The organism is Arthrobacter livingstonensis, assembly GCF_003219815.1.
Lineage (GTDB): Bacteria > Actinomycetota > Actinomycetes > Actinomycetales > Micrococcaceae > Specibacter > Specibacter livingstonensis.
Map to the genome: position 1 here is coordinate 19,880 of NZ_QJVD01000005.1, position 17,874 is coordinate 37,753.

At 60.8% G+C, this 17,874-nt stretch carries 14 protein-coding genes; 2 read left to right on the forward strand and 12 right to left on the reverse strand.

Going from position 1 to position 17,874, the window contains the following annotated elements:
* Nucleotides 1-9 precede the first annotated feature (9 nt).
* Together CVV68_RS05965 and CVV68_RS05970 are read left to right on the forward strand one after the other, a co-directional pair.
* Nucleotides 10-1,434 carry a glycoside hydrolase gene (locus CVV68_RS05965; protein ID WP_110500100.1) on the forward strand — a complete coding sequence of 475 codons (1,425 nt, stop codon included), beginning with the start codon at nt 10-12 and terminating at the stop codon, nt 1,432-1,434.
* Nucleotides 1,435-1,599: 165 nt separating this feature from the next.
* On the forward strand, nt 1,600-3,600 hold the full coding sequence (locus tag CVV68_RS05970; protein ID WP_110500101.1) for a DUF4082 domain-containing protein: 2,001 nt from the start codon (nt 1,600-1,602) through the stop codon (nt 3,598-3,600).
* Between the two features lie 238 nt (nt 3,601-3,838).
* Here the strand turns inward: CVV68_RS05970 and CVV68_RS05975 are convergent, their stop codons facing one another.
* The 12 genes from CVV68_RS05975 to CVV68_RS06030 form a co-directional block, all read right to left on the reverse strand.
* The gene (locus CVV68_RS05975) at nt 3,839-4,681 is read right to left on the reverse strand and encodes a chain-length determining protein (protein ID WP_110500102.1); all 843 of its coding nucleotides are present in this window, start codon (nt 4,679-4,681) and stop codon (nt 3,839-3,841) included.
* Nucleotides 4,678-5,772, reverse strand: coding sequence for an O-antigen ligase family protein (locus CVV68_RS05980; RefSeq protein WP_245933375.1), 1,095 nt, complete (start codon nt 5,770-5,772; stop codon nt 4,678-4,680). Before CVV68_RS05980 ends, CVV68_RS05975 begins: the two co-directional genes overlap by 4 nt.
* Nucleotides 5,773-6,098: 326 nt before the next feature.
* A complete protein-coding gene (locus CVV68_RS05985) occupies nt 6,099-7,373 on the reverse strand; it encodes a CgeB family protein (protein ID WP_110500104.1) in 1,275 nt (424 codons plus the stop codon).
* 100 nt (nt 7,374-7,473) lie between these two features.
* Nucleotides 7,474-8,460 carry a glycosyltransferase family 2 protein gene (locus CVV68_RS05990; RefSeq protein ID WP_245933376.1) on the reverse strand — a complete coding sequence of 329 codons (987 nt, stop codon included), beginning with the start codon at nt 8,458-8,460 and terminating at the stop codon, nt 7,474-7,476.
* A gap of 202 nt (nt 8,461-8,662) precedes the next feature.
* Complete coding sequence (locus CVV68_RS05995; protein WP_110500106.1) at nt 8,663-10,174, reverse strand: oligosaccharide flippase family protein; 1,512 nt, start codon at nt 10,172-10,174, stop codon at nt 8,663-8,665.
* 82 nt (nt 10,175-10,256) lie between these two features.
* Nucleotides 10,257-11,324, reverse strand: a complete 1,068-nt coding sequence (locus CVV68_RS06000; RefSeq protein WP_110500107.1) for a glycosyltransferase family 2 protein — start codon at nt 11,322-11,324, stop codon at nt 10,257-10,259.
* Nucleotides 11,321-12,442, reverse strand: coding sequence for a DegT/DnrJ/EryC1/StrS family aminotransferase (locus CVV68_RS06005; protein WP_110500108.1), 1,122 nt, complete (start codon nt 12,440-12,442; stop codon nt 11,321-11,323). Before CVV68_RS06005 ends, CVV68_RS06000 begins: the two co-directional genes overlap by 4 nt.
* A gap of 1 nt (nt 12,443) precedes the next feature.
* Nucleotides 12,444-13,121 (reverse strand): acetyltransferase, encoded by a 678-nt coding sequence (locus CVV68_RS06010; protein WP_110500109.1) that lies wholly within the window; start codon nt 13,119-13,121, stop codon nt 12,444-12,446.
* Between the two features lie 5 nt (nt 13,122-13,126).
* Nucleotides 13,127-14,299: a DegT/DnrJ/EryC1/StrS family aminotransferase gene (locus CVV68_RS06015; RefSeq protein ID WP_245933377.1), complete on the reverse strand. Its 1,173-nt coding sequence runs from the start codon at nt 14,297-14,299 to the stop codon at nt 13,127-13,129.
* Nucleotides 14,296-15,306: an NAD-dependent epimerase/dehydratase family protein gene (locus CVV68_RS06020; RefSeq protein ID WP_110500110.1), complete on the reverse strand. Its 1,011-nt coding sequence runs from the start codon at nt 15,304-15,306 to the stop codon at nt 14,296-14,298. The genes CVV68_RS06015 and CVV68_RS06020 overlap by 4 nt, the downstream gene beginning before the upstream one ends.
* Nucleotides 15,303-16,406, reverse strand: a complete 1,104-nt coding sequence (locus tag CVV68_RS06025) for a Gfo/Idh/MocA family protein (RefSeq protein WP_110500111.1) — start codon at nt 16,404-16,406, stop codon at nt 15,303-15,305. Before CVV68_RS06025 ends, CVV68_RS06020 begins: the two co-directional genes overlap by 4 nt.
* A 52-nt stretch (nt 16,407-16,458) precedes the next feature.
* The gene (locus CVV68_RS06030; protein ID WP_170133098.1) at nt 16,459-17,850 is read right to left on the reverse strand and encodes a sugar transferase; all 1,392 of its coding nucleotides are present in this window, start codon (nt 17,848-17,850) and stop codon (nt 16,459-16,461) included.
* Nucleotides 17,851-17,874 lie beyond the last annotated feature (24 nt).

Sequence of the window (17,874 nt, forward strand, 5' to 3'; positions counted from 1 at the left end):
GTTCAGGAGATGAGAAGATTCGCCACCGGGAAGCGGCTGTTGGGGGTTCTCATTGTCATCGCAATGATCCTGCCCGGGTGTTCAGCGCAGCGGCCCTCCCCGCCTTCTGAGGAGTCTTCCGCCTCCCAGGACAAGCGTGCCCAGGCCGACCCGGAAATCCTGCAGGCAGTGGACGGATTGGGAGTGAACGCCAACGTCCACAGCTGGAACAACGGTGAACTCAAACCGGCAATCGACACCATCGCGCAAATGGGGCCTCTAACGTGGCGGGTCATTGTCGAACGGGCCGACTGGGAGCCCGTGAGGCATGGCACGGACGCTTCGGTATTTGATTGGGACTACTATGAAAAGATCTACACCGCCGGCAAAATGGCCGACCTTTTCAGCACGATCGCCTACATCAATTCCAAACCGGGCCAAAAGGTCAGCGTCAACGTCATGGGTGGCGTGCCGCAGTGGATGGGAGGCACCGAGATCAAGCCCGAGTTTGAAGACTACTGGGTGCGAATGATCGCCTCCATGGTGTATTTCGCTCGCGAAAACCGCAAGTTGGACTTCACCTTGCTAAGCCCCTTGAACGAGACGGACTTGAATGGGATTGAGGGTCCCCTGGTCGGCCCCGAACAGTATGTCCGCCTCATGCACAAGCTCTCGGATGCTCTGGACAAACTAGGCCTTTCAGACATCCGTTTTGTCGGACCGGACACCGCAAATGCGGACAAGGCCGTCCAGGAGTATTTGCCCCCCATGTCCAAGGACCGCGTTGTCATGGACCGGACAGTGCATTTTGGCATCCACAGCTATGACGGTACGACCGCAAACGCGGCGAAACCGTTGGGCAACGCCGCCTCGTCCCCGACCAACGTGTGGGTTACCGAATTTGCCGGACCGTGTCCGGGGTGTGACGACGGCGCGCCCAATCCGGGGAACTGGGACACAGCCCAAGACACTGCAGGACTGGCTATCAGCTTGCTCCGCAGCGGCGTGTCGGGACTTCAGTTCTACGACGCATGGGATGGCTACTATGAACACCATGGAAGCGTCGGATACTGGGGGCTGCTGGCCTACGATGAAGCGTCGCACAGCTACTCACCCCGAAAGAACTACTATGTCCTGCGCCAGCTCTTTGAGTTCGTCCGTCCAGGTTCACATCTCATCGACTGCACCAGCAGCGTGCAAGACGTGCAACTTGTCTGTCTACTGGAGCCCGGCACCTCGCAGCTGGTTATCTATGGATCCAACGCTGGCAATCGGAAGGCCACAGTCCAGATAAGTGCGCCTGCCGCGGATGCGGCCGCGGACGTGTCCTTCTCCCAGACCGATGCAACATCGAACTTGGTGTCGAATCCCAATGTCGGCTTCGCCAACGGAAGCACCAGCGTCGTCGTCGCTCCCCGCAGTGTCTTCACCTTGGCAAGCCAACCGGGCCGCTAGTCCCAGAGCAGCACTCGACGTGCGCTGTTCGTGCGGAGGCCCGCCTGTTGCCCAGGGGAAATCAACCATCCAAATGTGACGGTGGGCACACCACCACATGTTACGATTTGATCACGGGGGGATGCTGCCTAGGTCTAATCGACTACCACTCAGGACAATCCCAAAATGCAAAAAAAGTCTGCAAAACCGGAGCGCCAGTGGCCATCACACGGCCAGGGACGCAGCGGTCGAACTACAACCGCCATCGTCGCCGTCGCGGCGTTGGCCCTCCTCGTGCCATTTTTGGTCACCACAACCAGCTCGTATTCGCCCAGCGCCGCGGCAAGCGTGACAGTTCTGGGCAATGAAGTGCCCAAGACCCTTGTTGACCCTGACAGGGCTTCCGTGGAACTTGGCGCCCGATTCTCCACCACTGAGGATGGCACCGTCACCGCCATCCGCTTCTACAAGACCCGTTCAAATAGTGGCCCCCACGTTGCCAATTTGTGGTCACCCCAAGGGAAGATCCTTGCTACGGCCACATTGCCCAGCGCGGAAGAAACGACTTCCGGGTGGCAAACTGTGGTGCTGCCGGTACCCGTAAAAATCGACAAGGGCCAAAAGTACGTGGCCTCGTATATAGCACCACGAGGCCGCTATTCGGCAGACGATCACGGCTTGGACAATGCCAAGACAAACGGGCCGTTGACAATCCCCGCAGGCGGCGGCGTGTACGCCTACGGCACGGGCGGAACATACCCGAACAAGAACTACGAGAACTCAAACTACTTCGTTGACGTGACGTTCGAACCGTCAACAACCTCGGGCACCACTGCGCCCCCAACGTCCACGTCCACCCCGACGACGATGCCGACTCCCACAGCCACCACCACGGCCGTTCCCACCCCGACTCCGACGGAACCGAGCCCCACTCCATCAGCCCCACCAACCACACTGCCGCCTACCACTGCCCCCCCGACTGGCACGCTGCCATCTGGCGTGACGGTTCGTGCCGTTGACGGCGGTGTCGGCTACTACAAGAAATTCAACAATCCATTGCCGAGCACCATGGACTACTTCCCGGTAGGCGTTTGGTACGAAAGCGTCGTGGAGCCATCAGACACGGTCAAGGACACGGCCGCCGGCATCAACACCTACGTCGAGCTCACCGAGGATTCCAATGTGAACCAGATCCGGCAAGCTGGAATGAGCCTCATACCCAGCTGGGCCAACCCCTTGGCCTCGGGAACGTTGCTCCCTGACGAAGCCGACATGTGGGGCGGGCCAGGAACAGCAGCCTGGACGGGAAATTGGCCCGGCCAAGGCGACATCTGCTCTCCGGCACAAGCCCAATGCGGATACACAATTATGGCTCAGCACAAGGCAGAGGCCCCCGCAGGAAACATGCTCTTGGCCAACTATGGCAAAGGCGTGACGTTCTGGGAATCTGACAGCCAGGCGGCAAAATTCGTCAACGACTACCCGCATGTCATCTCCGATGACAACTACTGGTTCACTGACCCCTATATCTGTGGCATTAGCGAGGGAGGAACGCTCGTATCGCCGCAGCGTCAGCTGACAAAGGACGAGTGCCGACGAGCTTCCAACTACGGGTGGACTGTCGAGAAGGTCCGTTCATTGGTCAGCCCCAAGGGCTCCAAACCCGTGTGGGGCTTTGTTGAGGTTGGGCACCCCTTCACGGACAACAGTGCACCCACCAACACCGGCCCCCAAATCAAGGCTGCCGTCTGGAGCAGCATCATCCATGGGGCTCGTGGGATCATCTATTTCAACCACAACTTTGGCGGAACGTGCATATCCCAACACGTACTCCGTGACCAGTGCGGGACCCAGGTGCTGCCCTACGTCACGGCTGTGGATGCCCAAATCAAGTCCCTGGCGCCAGTATTGAACTCGCCGTTCCTGGACGGCGCGGCGACATCGACCGGGGCCGTCGACACGAGCGTGAGGGTCTATGGCGGAAACCTATATGTCTTGGCCGGATCCGCGAAGAACACGAACCAGCAGGTGACACTTTCAATCAAGTGCAGCAATGCCACCTCTGCCGCCGTACTCGGGGAAAACAGGTCGGTGTCGGTGACCAACGGGGTCATCAGTGACGTATTTGCGGACGGAAATGCGGTGCATATCTATCAATTGAACGGCACGAACACCTGCGGATTGTGAGGACTAATGCCTCGGTCTCTCCTGGGATCGCCAACTTGACGCTAAAATCCCATCCGGCCGGATAACGGAGGCCTTTGCTGGAGGGCGGTTGGACCGGCCATGCACGCTTGGCTGGTCCAACCGCCCTTCAGGGCCCGTGAGGGAAACCCAACAGCTATCCGCTCTAGCCACCATCGCCCATCCAACCCGCAACCGAGGCCCCCCGTCGCCTCACATGGACGTGAGAAAGCCTCACATCCTAATCTGCGAGCTCCCTGGAGCCCCTCCTGCTGCCGACTCGAGCCAGTTGTTCCTCGCCACTGTTCTTGAGCTTGTGGCCATTTGTGCGCATGGCGCTGGAAATGTCGATAGGTCCGGTCTGATCCGCAGACGATCCAGGATGGCGGGCCGGGTCTCCGCCGGGTCCAACGGCGCTCAAGGGCTTGGCGGCTAACTCCCGTTTTTTGTCCCTTCCCCGTTCAAATGCGCGTGCGGCCGAAACGGCACCAAACATCAATACGGCGCCGCCCAGAAACACCACGACAAGCGAGCGCAAGCGACTGCTGAACTGTTCAACCGCTTGGTCTGGCGACACGACGACCAACGAAGTATAAGTGTATTGATCCGAGGCGCCGTTTACCTTTTGCAGCTCATAGAGGTTCGTTTCAAGCTCTTTCCCCAAGGCCCTTGCCGTGGCGACAGACCCTGCCGGAGTCGCGGCCGTTCCGACAATGTCAATCAAAAATGAACTTTGGCCGGAAACGCTACGAGTCACGGTGTACTTGGGACTCAATCCTTCGGCGACAAGCTTTTGCCCCATGACCGGATCGTTCAGCCTGGTAATGACCACCTGCACGATCAACGAAGGGTCCGAGGAACGCAGGTATGGATTGTTGCTATTTAGCTTGCCAAGCTTTGGATCCTGGAGAATCTGGTCCTGGGACGGGATGCTTGGGTTGATCAGGGCATACGTCATGGTGGAATCGTATGATCGCGGCGCGAATTGAAAGACGTACACGCTCGCAAGCAGGGTGAGGATGACGACTGGCAGGGTAATTATCTTGTGACTCCAAAGAGTCTTGAGAACAGCAAGCGGGCTCATGACCCACCCTTTCCTTGAGACCGGTTTTTGAAATTTGTTGCTGCTATTTCTTCGCTTGCATTAAGCGACATCTCCTTCTTGACAAGAATCCAGCCGGCGCCTCCGAGCCCGACCAGTACAGGGTAAACCATGGCGAATGTTGGGAAGGCCAATGAATCAAAGGTCAACGAGCAAATGCCCGCAGCCACGCAGCCTCCCGCCAACGCTCCGACCAGGCTCCTGAGGCTCTCCCCCTTGGCCGCCCGGGCGGCCAATACGCTGGTCAGGCCCGGAAACATGAGGTAAACCACGATGCACACGAGTCCTATAGCGCCCATTGAAACCACGACATTGAGATACTGGTTGTCCAAAATATACAGGGCGTTGTCCGGCAAGTAGGTGCCGGGTCCGGTGCCCACCCATGGATGATTGACGAACATTCTGGCCACCCGGGGATAGTTGTCTGTCCGGGTGGTGATTGAGGGATCCGAATCGCCTGCCGTGAAGGAGCTGGTGAGTGTGCTGATCAATCCGGGAATGGCCAAGAACAGCCCGCAGAGCGCAATAGGGGCGACAACCAGGGCCCACCGCCTTGCGTTGAGCGGCAGGAAGGGGATGAAAATACCTACGGCAATGACCAAGGCAAGTATTCCCGATCGCGACACTGTCGATGCGACGGCGAAAATCAGGAGCGCTGTGCCTGTCCAGTGAAACCATTTCCGGCCGGTCTTGTCAAAGATTCCGCGCCAGATACTCAGTGGCAGGAGAATGGCCGAGACCACGGCCAATTCAATGGAGTGGAAAGTGCTGCCTGCCACCCTCACCATGAACCCACGGTTCTGAAACGGGGTGGCTCCCCCGTTGTCCGTGAAACCTGGCATCACGGCCTGGATCCATTCCATTGGATTGATCCGCAGGAAGAACTGGATGACGGCCACAATGCTGCAAAAGAAAGCGCCCAAAAGGATGATCCGCACAACTTCCATGGCGTCGTTCATCGACTTGACTGCTTCAGTGATCACCAGAATTAGCGCTGACGACCCCATGAGCAGGATCATCCAGCGATCGGCCGATGCACGCCCTGCAACGGTGCTCCCGCCCGTCAGGCCCATGTAAAGAGCCACGTAGCTGATGCAGGTGCCCACCCAGAGGACCCCAATGCTGAGTCTTCCGGGATTGCGGTATCCGAGAGGGTCGTGCAAGCCAAAAAGGACCGAACAAATCCACAAGCAAAACAAGATCACGGCCAGGATAAGTGGCACCGTCCCCGCCGCACCAAGCGGCTTCAGCACCATGTTGTGGGGAAAGACAAAAATGCTTACAATCACAAACAGCAAATACTTGGACACTCTCGGAGGCGCGTTGAAGTCCAGCACGAACTCATCCGGGCCGGCGTGCCGCACCCACCCGATGCCTTTGGTCACGAACCCCTGATCGCTCATGGTTGCCCAACCCGTCCCCCCACAGTCGGCGGATCCTCCATGGAACAGGAGTCCTCAATGACCCGGCAGAGCAATTCCGAAGACTCCTGCCAACTAATTTGTACACTCGCAGCGGCGGCCTTCGCCCTGGCCGCAATATCCGGATAAGCAATCGCTGCCTCCAGCGCAGAGGCGAGGTGGTATGGGGTGGCTGTCGCCCACACGGCGTGGGGACTGTCCAGATCCAACCGGGCCAATGCCGAGTCATTCATGACAGGAATATTGCCAGCCGAAATCAGCTCCCCCGCAACTAGTGAAATGTTGGTGAATGACATGACCAAGCTTGCCACGGTGGTGTTGTAGAGATCGTTGAGTTCCCCTGGCGGCAGGTTGCCGTGACTGACCACTGGAACGTCCCACCCGGCGACATTGTCACCATATACATGGATCACCTGGCCTGGATTGTTTCGCCCGAATATCTCCAGCGCTTTTTTCCCCAACAAATATCCGCGCCTATCGGCGGATTTCTTCGCGTAGAAAACCACGCCGTTTCTCGCACCACCATTGGCCGGCCGGGGAGTCGCATGGTAAATGTGGTTGTCGCAGCCAAATGGCACCGTGGCGTGAATAGGGGCACCGCATTCGCTCCGGATGGAACCGGCAACCATGTCACCCAGCGCGATGTTTTTGAACCCAAATCTATAAGTGTCCTCGGCCAACGCGTAGAGAGCCCCCCTGGGGTAGAAATAGGGCTCAAAGTCTTGGATGAAATAAAATTTGTGTGGAACGGCACTCATCCGCGACGCCACAACGTGTGCCGATTGCCAAGAGCTGGCAATGACTACGTCAAGAAAGCCAGTCGGAGCTGTTGCACTTAAAACGTCGGCACCCAGCCACGGCCAACCATTTCGAATTACCCCTTCATGATGACTTACGTCATCAGAATTCTTGTCGTATAAAAGGATGGTGCAATGATGCCCTTGCTCCATCATGGCGGCGATCATTCGAAATAGGGTTGTGTGCCCCCCTGACCCTTGTTGCGGCGGGGCGCAAACCCACCCAATATTGAGCTTGCCGCCGGCACCACCCCCCGCTTCTTTGGCGCCCAAATCAGGGAAAGCCATCATGCCAGAATCCGCCACGTCGCCGTCCCTCAGTGGGAAGTCGAGTTCGCCCAGCTGCAATCGGTCTGCCAACCTTTCAATGCTCCGTTTACAGACGCGTCGGGCGACGCTGCCCGTTCCGTGCAGGCGCAGCTGATCAACCAACCGACCTAAGGATTGCTTGGCCATTCCAAAGCTCCATCCATTCAAGAAGATACCCAAACTTGTTCAACATTCCCCGACCCTTGGCCTGCTCCACCACTGACGCGGGGCAGGCCACGGCTGCCTGCTAGAGGCCGGTGGCCTTCCATCGGAATCGCCGATAGTCGTTTCCCAACCGATACGCTGCGGCCCGGGCGAGCAAGACCGGCGAACGCCTTGAGCCGCTCGCCCCCAATTCCAGTGATCTTTGGAGGGTTGGACCATGTGGCAACCGGGTCAGGTCGCCGGCAATCGTGTGGGCAAACTCCAAATATCCGCGAACTTCGGCCGAGTCACCGCGGCCCCTGACAAAAGCTTGGCAGGCCCGCGCCACGGCTTCGTTGGCGACAGCGTGCAGAGACGTCTCCAGCCTCCTCGAAGCCGTTGCCTGGTGCCCTTCACCATCCGTGAAGAGCATTCGGAAGGCGGCGGCCCGCTCGTCAAGGTCAGTCATCAAGTCGACCTTCCTTGCGGACAAGCTGCCCGAATGTTCCCGGTGCCACGCCTGGTCCGCGCCGTCTATCCACCCGACGTCGGAGGCTCGGGCAATCCTCAACCACATTTCCATGTCATGGGTGTGCGCCAACTCTCGCTGGCCGCCGACGTGGCGAACCACGGAAGTTCGCATAAGCACCTCGGGCGATGTAATGCAGTTCACGCCCAGAACGCAGCGGTAGTCCAGCCAGCTTTCCCCGGCCCAGATAATCCACGAGCGAACCTTCCGACGGAACCAGGGGCGGCGAAGCTCACCTTCAAAGTGGATTGGGTGTCCATACACCAAGCCAACCCGTGGAAATGCCTGCGCAAGGTGGACGGCACGGGCGAGGGATCCCGGGGTCAAGACATCATCGGCGTCCAGGCGAACGAGGAATTCTCCTGTTGCCACAGCCAGCCCATCATTGAAGGTGCCTACCGGGCCGGTGTTCTTCACGTGGCCCAAAACGCGTACCCGGTTGTCCTTCCTTGACAATGCCTGCGCCTGCGCCAGCGAATCGTCGGTGGAAGCATCATCGACGATGATCACCTCTACGTTCACGCCGGACTGTTCCAGGGCACTATTAACTGAGAAGGGCAAGAATCTCGCGTAATTAAAGCAAGGAATAACGACGCTTACCGTAGCTGCGCCCGGGAGCATGGGTGGAATGTCCCTGCTTCGTACTTGTGCCATCGGCGCCGGTGCACTCGCCGGTTGAAAAATGCTCATGAGACCAGCCACGATTCACCACTCCCCCAAAGGAACCGAATTTCGAAATTCTTGGTCAAAAAGGACAAATAACCTACTGGGAAACGTCAAGATCGGCCTTCCTTTCAACGAGGGATTCGGATGAATCGGCTACGTCGGGGACCAAAATTTCCTGAATCCTTCCTGCTTCCGCTGTGGCGTTGGCGATCTTAAGGAACCACCGGCCAATCAGCAAGGCATAAAGGCCGCCTCCTGCGAGTCCCCCCACGATCAGAGAAACGACAGGATAATGAAACATTCCGGCAACGAAGTACCCCGCCAAACCTGCTGGAAATGCTGCCAACAGCGGCGGCCAAATAGCGCCCCATAGAACCGCATACCTCACTCTTACAGACCGAAGGGCAATTAGGTAGGCCGGGAGAACCACAAAAATTCCAATGGCCACATGTGCCCAGCCGCCGCCGACTATGCCATAAGAATGTGTTCCCACTATCATCGTCGGGATCAGTGCCGCGAACCAGACAATTTGCACCGTCAGCACTTGCCCGGATTTGCCCCTGGCAAGCAGGAACGAGGCGACGACATCGAAGAGTAGTCGCAGGGCGCCGAACAACCCAAGCGCCGCAAGAACCGGACCGGCTGTACCCCATTTTTCACCGTAAACGAAGACAATCAAGGGTTTGGCCAGTACGGCAAGGAACAGCCCCGCCGGCAGTCCAATGCCCCATGTCAACGCGAGGGCGGTCGCCAGGTTATCGCTGTCCCGGCTGGCTGAGCTGCGTGAAAAAACGGGCAGCGTCACAGACCTGATGACCTGTCCCAAAGCGCTCATCGGCCAATTTGAAATATTGAAGGCCAGAACATAGAAGCCCAGGGCCAGGGGACCGGCCCAATGGGCGATGACAACATTGTCCACGCTCAACAGTGACCACGACAGTAGATTTGCGGCAGCGACGGGTATTCCAAACCTGAGCACGGGGCCAACCAGCGACCTGTCAATGCCAAATTTGACCTTTTGGCGCGCAAGAACATACTGGAGAACCAAGGCGCAGCTCTGAGCCAATATTCTGGAGTAGGCCAGGGATATGACTCCCATGCCAAGGTTGAGCAAAACCAGGGTGGAAACCGTGTTGACAACAAAGTCCACCATTGAAACAAGGAATAGCTTCTTCTGCTCAAGATTTCGCTGCAATTTTGCAAAGGGTACTATCCCGACGCCGCTCAGCAGCAAGGTGAACGACAAGATGAATATGACATCGACCGCTTCAGGACTTGCCAAAGAATTCGCTACGGCACGACTGGAGACAGCCATGCTTGCCGCGAAGGTCAGACCCGTGATCAAGCCAAGTGTCGCCACCGTCGGTGCACGTTTTTCCGGGTCCTCGCATCGGATGAGGTCTGCGCTCATGCCGAAGTCTGCCAGGGTCATGAGCGCCGTCTGCACTGTCAGGGCAACTGCGTAGACACCGAACTCTTCAGGAGAAAGTATGCGAGCGAGCACGATGCCCATCGACAACGTTCCCAGCCGCATGACGAGGTTGCTGACGCTGCTCCATGCGAGGGCATTCTTGACTGTGGGCACCGACGGAGCTGGCTTACGGTTCATTTGGGACCGCACTTAAGGACCAGGTTGCCGGTTGCCAACAACAGGCGCCTGCTAATGCCAGCGCGCAGATCCGTGGATTCACTCATATCCCGTACCGCCGCCACAGCCTCCACCGCATGGACCACCTGAGCCGGTCCATTGCCAAATATGATTTGCGGGCAAGCGGGTGGGGCCCTTTGGCTTGGCCCTGCCCTCGGCCGGGCAGCCACGCCAATCGTCGGATTTCCGCCCCGCCGTCGTTGAAACCCGCAGCGAGAGCTGCCAGCTCTCGCTGCCCGGCGCCCCCATAGGCGCCCCCGGAGTGAAAGGCGACTGCCGCCGTCCGGGACGACTCGCGGGCCAGGGCCGAGCGGACCTTGGCTTTCATCTTGGGTTCGTTGTGCAGTTGGGAACCGTAGGCCGAAAAGAACGCTTCGAACACCCCCGACCTGCCTTGGAAATCAGCCACGATCCCCTTGAAGTCAGTCATGTGCATGTTGTTTCCATGCACCCGGTAAAAAGCTTGGTCCGGGCCGTTGACTCGGCCAACGGAACCGAACATGGCGGCCTGCATCCACAGCAGCATGTCTGCTGCGTGCGGGTGTTCTGCGTCATAGCCAACCAGGTGATCCATGACGTCCCGCCGGATCATTGCCTCGGGATTGACGATGAGGTTTGTGCCCCTGGTGCAGATTCTCTGAACCCATTCCTCCCCCTCCCAAATTGTCCAGCTACGAACGCGGGTGCGTGCCACGGGGGCGTGTGACTCAAAGGATGGGGCATAGCCATAGACAAGTCCAACTTCGGGGTGGGCCTGCATTAGGGCTGCAGAACGCCCCAACGATCCCGGCGCCAGGATGTCGTCCGCCGAGAGCAGCACAACATAGTCACCCAACACACGCTTGAGTCCGTCGTTGTACGTGGCAATGTGGCCTTGGTTGGCCTCATGCGCAACCACCGTGATCCTTGAATCGGCGGCCTCAAGCTCCCGTGCAATCTGGACGCTGCCGTCTGGCGACGCGTCGTCGACGATAATGATCTCAACGTCGACTCCTGGCTGGGCCAGGACACCTGCCACGGCATCAGGGAGAAAGTGTCCATAGTTGTAACAGGGAATGACCACTGAAATCAGGGCCTTGGACGTGGCGGACTGGGGGCGGACGATCTTCATGGCCTGGCCTCCGTCCTTATCGCCTGCGCGAGCGTCCCGACAACCCGTTCCTGCTGCTCCGCGGTGATGTGCGGAAAAATCGGCATCGACAGGATCCGGCCAGCGGCAGCCTCGGCTACGGGGAAGTCGCCGGTTCCGCGGCCCAGGTAGGAGAAGGCCTTGGTCAGGTGCACGGGTGTCGGGTAGTGGATGCCGGCGCCGATTCCCTCCGCATGCAGGGCATCGAGCACGGCATCCCGGTTGTCGACCTGCACCACATACAGGTGCCAAACATCTTCATTTCCCGGCGCGGACGCCGGCACCGTGACCCCGGGCACGTCCACGAGAAGCAGGCCGTAGCGGGCTGCCGCCCCACGGCGCAGCGCATTCCACCCGGTCAGCTTCCGCAGCTTGGCGCGCAGGACCACGGCCTGGATCGTGTCCAGCCTGGAGTTCATGCCGACGACGTCGTGCACGTACTTGCTGGAGCTGCCGTGCCCGCCGAGCATCCGCACCTGGGCGGCAATGTCCGGATCCGACGTCGTCACCGCACCCGCGTCTCCGGCGGCCCCCAGATTCTTGCCCGGGTAAAAACTGGTGGCTGCGGCTCGGCCAAAGGATCCTGACACCTGCCCGTTGCGGCGGGCACCCTGCGACTGTGCAGCATCCTCCACCACCACAGCGCCGCACAAGTCGGCGATTTCCAGGATCCGCTCCATGGGTGCCAGCTGCCCGAAGAGGTGCACCGGCACAATGGCCCGCGTCCGGGGGGTGACGGCGTTGGCAACACGGTCCGGGTCGATGAGCAGGTGTTCCGGGTCAACGTCCACCAGCACCGGAACGGCGCCTATCCGGGCCACTGCCTCCGCGGTCGCCACGAAAGTGTTGGCCGGCAAAATGACCTCGTCCCCGCCCTTCACCCCACAGGCGCGCAGCGCCAGCTCCAGCGCATCCGTGCCGTTGCCGGTGCCGATGCAGTGCCCGGTGCCCGTGAAGTCCGCGTATTCCTGTTCAAACCGACCCACCGCCGGCCCGCCGATGAAGGCCGCCGACCGCAGGACGTCCTCAATTTCGTCGCGGATGTCATCGAAAATATCGGCCTGCTGGGCTTGCAGGTCCACCAAGGGAATGGTTTCCATGTCAGGCCTTCCCTTCCATGTCCACGGGCACGCGCCTTGCCGTGCCCGGGGGGTTCATCAGGCGGGCCGGTACGCCCACCCAGGTTTCGCCGTCGGGCACGTCCTGCACGACGGCGGCTCCCATGCCCACCGTTGCACCCGCACCAATGCTGCACTCTTCACGCACACTGGCGTTCATGCCGAGGTAGGCCCCTCGGCCGATCCGGACGCCGCCGCCCAGGGATACCCCCGCGGTGAGCGTGGCGAAGTCGGCCACCTGATTGTCATGGGTAAACGTCACCTGGGGCATGGCCACCACGTGCTCTCCGAGCCGGACGCCCGCCGTCAACACCACATTGGCCAGCAGGATGCTTCCCAGGCCTATGACCGAGCTGTCGGAAACCACTGCCGTTCGGTCTATGACCCTGGCATACCTGTCCGCGCCGACCCCCAAGTCCTCAAGCCTGCGCACGATTCCCTCCCGGGAGGCGCCCTTGCCGGCACAGACGACGAACTTCTCCTCCGGGAAGGCGGCCGCGTCGTCGATCCGGCCCAGCACGGGCACACCGTCAGGCGCCGTGCCGGCCAGTGCCGGATCATCGTCCAGGTATCCGCGGATGGAATAGCTTTCGCCTCCGTGGATCGACGCGATCACTTCGCGGGCCAATCCGCTGGCCGCAACCAAAATCAATTCAGTCACCGTGGTCAGTCCCTTCCCGCGGAACGGACGGCGTCGATCACGCGGTCCTGCTCGTGGTTGGTCAGCTGATGGAAAACGGGCAGTATCAGCGTGTTGTCGGTGAGGCGCTCGGTCACGGACAAATCAGCGTCCCCTGTATCCACCCCGGCGTAGGCAGGCTGGCGGTGGGACGCCATGATGCCGCGCCGCGCGGAGATGCCGCACTGCGCCAGGTGCGCGAGGACGTCCTCGCGTCCACTGCCAAACTCCGGAAGCACCTCGAGCCAAAACGATTGGAAGTTGCTGGTTCCGTGGTCCGGGTCGCGGGAGAGCCGCAGTCCGGGAACGTCAGCCAGCCCCGCCGAGTACCGGGCCACGATCTCACGGCGCCGCTGCACCGCGACGGCCAGCCTGCCCAGTTGAACAATTCCCACTGCCGCCTGCATGTCCGTCATGCGATAGTTGAAGCCAATTTCCGTGTATTCCTCCTGCGGTGCCAGCACGGAGGAATGCCGCTCCTTGGCCGAGGCACTCATGGCGTGCTCGCGCAGCTTCGAGGCCCGCTTTGCCCAGCCTGCGTGGACCGTGGTGAGCATCCCGCCCTCGCCCGTGGTGAGGATCTTGCGCGGATGGAAAGACCATGCGGCCACACTTGCCCCCGCACCCACTGCCAGCCCATGATAGGTGGAGCCGGCCCCGCAGGCGGCATCCTCGACAACCTCAATTCCGAGAGGGTCGCACAGGGCACGGATGGGATACAGGTCAACGGGCATGCCACCCTGATCCACCACGATCACCGCCCGCGTCGCGGGTGTGAGCGCCGCGGCGATGGTCGCCGCCGTGACGTTGCCCGTTTCCGCGTCCACGTCCGCAAAGACCGGGCGCGCCCCCACATATGTTGGCGCATTGGCCGTGGCGATGAAGGAGAAGGAGGGAACGACTACGTCGTCCCCCGCCTGAACGCCGGCCACCACCAGGGCGAGGTGCAGCGCCGTGGTGCAGTTTGAGGTGGCGACAGCGAATGACGCGTCCTGCGCCTGCGCGAATTCCGCCTCAAACTGGGCAACCTTGGGCCCCTGCGCCACCCAGCCGGACGCTATGACCTGGGCAACGGCGTCGGCCTCCTCCATGCCGAGCCAGGGCTTCATGACATTGATCCGCGGCAGGGCGGCGACATCTGTGGTGCCGTGCGCGGTCATCGCGAACCCGCCGCCCCGGCGGCCACCGGACGGCCGGCCGCGATCTCGTCCCGCAGCGGAAGCCACCAGTCAACCAGGCTGCGCAAGCCGTCTTCCAGCCCCGTGGTCGCCTGGAAGCCCAGGTCCCGCCGGGCCGCCTTAACATCGGCGAGCCGCCGGGCAACGCCGTTGATGGCCCGTTCGGGACCGTGCTCGACCCCGAGGGGCGAATCCATGGACCGCAGCAGCGCCTCTGCGAGGCCAAGGAGGCTGGTCTCGGTACCGCTGGCAATGTTGTAGGCGCCTTCGGTGATGCCGCTGCCGGCGGCAAGGATGTTGGCCCGGGCAATGTCCTCGGTGTACACAAAGTCCATGGTTTGCTGCCCGTCCCCGAAAATCAGCGGCGGCATGCCATCGACGATGCGCTCCATCCAGCGCACCAGGACCTCGGTGTAGAGGCCGTGGACGTCCATCCGCGGGCCATAGACGTTGAAGTACCGCAGCAGGACGTAGTCCAGGCCGCTCATGGCCTTGAAGCTTCGTGCCATGCCTTCGTTGAAGGACTTGGCTGCGCCGTAAAAGGTGTCGTTGTTGTGGTGGTGGTGGCGTTCGGTGGTGGGAAATTCCTCCGCCATGCCATATACGGAAGCACTGGAAGCGACAATGACCTTGTCCACCTTGTGCTCCGCGGCGGCCTCAAGCACCGTGAACGTCCCGTCCACCAGCACCTCCAAGGCCAGCCGAGGCTCCTCGGCGCACTGGGTGATGCGGATCGCCGCCTGGTGGAACACGATATCCTTGCCGCGCGTGAGGTCGTGCACGGCATCGCGGTCCCGCAGGTCCGCATCGACCAGGCTGACCCGGCCCGAGGCCAGAGCCGCATCCAGGTTGGCCCTGCGTCCGCGCACCAGGTTGTCCAGGACATCCACATGCTCCGCCCCGGCGTCGAGCAGTTGGTCAACAATGGTTGAGCCGATGGTTCCGGCCCCTCCCGTCACCAGTACGGTTGCCCCTTGCAAATTGCTCATCGTGTTCCCTCCAGTTGAACGTCGCTGTTTGCAACAAAACTTTTCTCGCCGTCGTTTTCCAGGCTGCGGCTGGCGGCCTCCAGGACGTTGAGTACGCGCAATCCCGCAATACCGCTGGTCCGGGACGGCCTGCCTTCCCGGATGCTGGCGGCAAATTCGGCCACCATCAGTCCAAGGGCTTCCTTTTCCGGCAGCGCAGGCGACCAGGTGTCCCCAAGCCGGTAGGAAATAGCCTGTGCAGTGCGCTGGGCGGCGGTGGTGGACGCTTTCTCAAAGTTGACGCCACGGTCATAGACGCTGATGCGCTGCTGCGGGTTCAGGTCGTCCCACACCAGCGTCCGCTTGGTCCCGCCAATGACCATCTGGCGGATTTTCGTGGGGCTGAGCCAGTTGACATTGATGTGTGCCATGGCGTTGTTGGGAAGCGCGAACGTCAGATGGCCCACACAGGACTTGCCGGTGCCCAGCGGGTCGGCGCCGTGGGCGGCCACCGACTCCGGTTGCAGCCCGCCGGGCATGATGAAGTCAATGACCGAAAGGTCGTGCGGGGCCAGGTCCCAGAAGACGTCGACGTCTGGCTGGACCAGGCCAAGGTTGATCCGCACCGAGTCAATGAACAGGATGTCCCCCAGCTCGCCGTCTTCAACGAGCTGGCGGATCTTGATGGCGGCCGGCGTGTAGCAGTAGGTGTGGTCCGCCATGAGCGTCAGTCCGCGGGCCGCTGCCAGGTCCACCATCGCCAGCCCCAGCTCTCGGCTTGCCGCCAGGGGCTTCTCCACCAAGACGTGTTTTCCGGCGTCGAGTGCCTGCAAGGCCACCATGTGGTGGGTGCGGGCGGGCGTGGCAATGGCGACAGCGTCGACGTCCGTGCCAGCCAGCAGCTCGTCCAATGAGGAAAAGACGGGAACATCACCGAGCGGGCCGGCGATCTTCAGTGCCCGGGACACGTCCATGTCCACAATCCCGGACAATTCCCAGTCCGGGCTTGCTTTGAAGTTCCGGGCAAGGTTCGGGCCCCAGTACCCTGCGCCGATGACGGCGACTTTCAGGCGGGACCCGCCCTTCCGGTTCTGTTGCAGGGAATCTGTTGCTGAGACCATGACACTATCCATTTCTTTTTTGTGGGTGATACCGCAGGGAGGGGCGCGCAGCCTAATAGGCTCCCTCGGACGCACAGACTGCCTTGGCCGTGCGCCACAGAATGATGAGGTCGCCGGTCAGCGACCAGTTCTCCACGTAGTAGAGGTCCAGCCGGACAGCTTCGTCCCAGGCAAGGTTGGAGCGTCCGTTGATCTGCCACAGCCCCGTGATCCCCGGCTTGATCAACAGACGGCGGTGGGTGGGGGCCTGGTATTGGGCAACCTCCGTGGCCAGTGGAGGCCGTGGCCCCACAAGGCTCATGTTGCCCACCAACACGTTCCAAAACTGCGGCAGCTCGTCGAAGGAGAACTTGCGCATCCAGCGACCGCACTTGGTGATGCGTGGATCCGCCGCCATCTTGAACAGAAGCCCGGCGCCCTGATTGCTGCCGGCCAGTTTTTCAAGCTGCGCATCGGCGTCGACCACCATGGACCGAAACTTGATCATTTTAAAGGTTTCGCCGTTGCGGCCAATGCGTTCCTGGTGGAAGAGAGCCGGACCGCTGCTGTCCAGCCGGACAACGATGCCCAGCACCAGCAGGAGGGGGGCCAGAACCAGGAGAGCCATGGAAGACAGGAACACATCGGCGACCCGCTTGTAAACATGCTTTCCCCCCGAATACTGGGGCATTTCCACGTGCATGAGGGGGAGTCCTTCCACTGGGCGGAAATGGACGCGGGGGCCTGCAACATTGGTCAGGCTCGAGGCCAAGACCAATTCCGTGGCCAGGTCTCCGAGCCTCCACCCAAGTTCCTGAATGGTCCTAGGCCCACCGGGCAGGTTGCCGGCCACGATGACGGTGTCGGCTTCGGAAAGTCGGATAACCCTGGCGATGTCCGCCAAGTTGGAGTGCACGGGCACGCGGTACCAGGACTGGTCAATTTCGGTGTCCAGGTCAAGGGAGGTTACAGCCACGCCCGCCACCCGGTATCCGGTGGAAAGATTTGCCTGGAGCTGCGAGATTACGTACCGGACATCGTCCGTGGAGCCAAGGACCACGGCATTGGAAAGGTACCCCCCCACGGCACGCTGTCTGGCAATCCAGCGGCGCCACAACCAGCGGGCCAAAACCAAAAGCGCCATGCCCAGCGGCAAGGCAATCGCGAAGAATCCACGGACAACGTCGAGCTGAAAAACCACCATGATGATGGCCAGCAGCCCAAATGACCTCAGGGCCGACTGCATCACGCGCTTGTATTCGGTCGCCCCGGCGCCAAGCACCTGCCGCTCACGTGTCCGGAACAAGGCCAGGTCCGCATTCCAGAGAATAAGGATCAACAGGCTGATAGCTGCGTACTCGAAGGGCGGCACCTGCGCGGCGATGCTGTTGCTGTCCATGCCGAAGCGGCCAAAGTAGGCAATTGCCACCACCAGGGCCGTGACGGCCATATCCGTAACGCGCAAGCCGCGCGCATACACTGCAGGCCA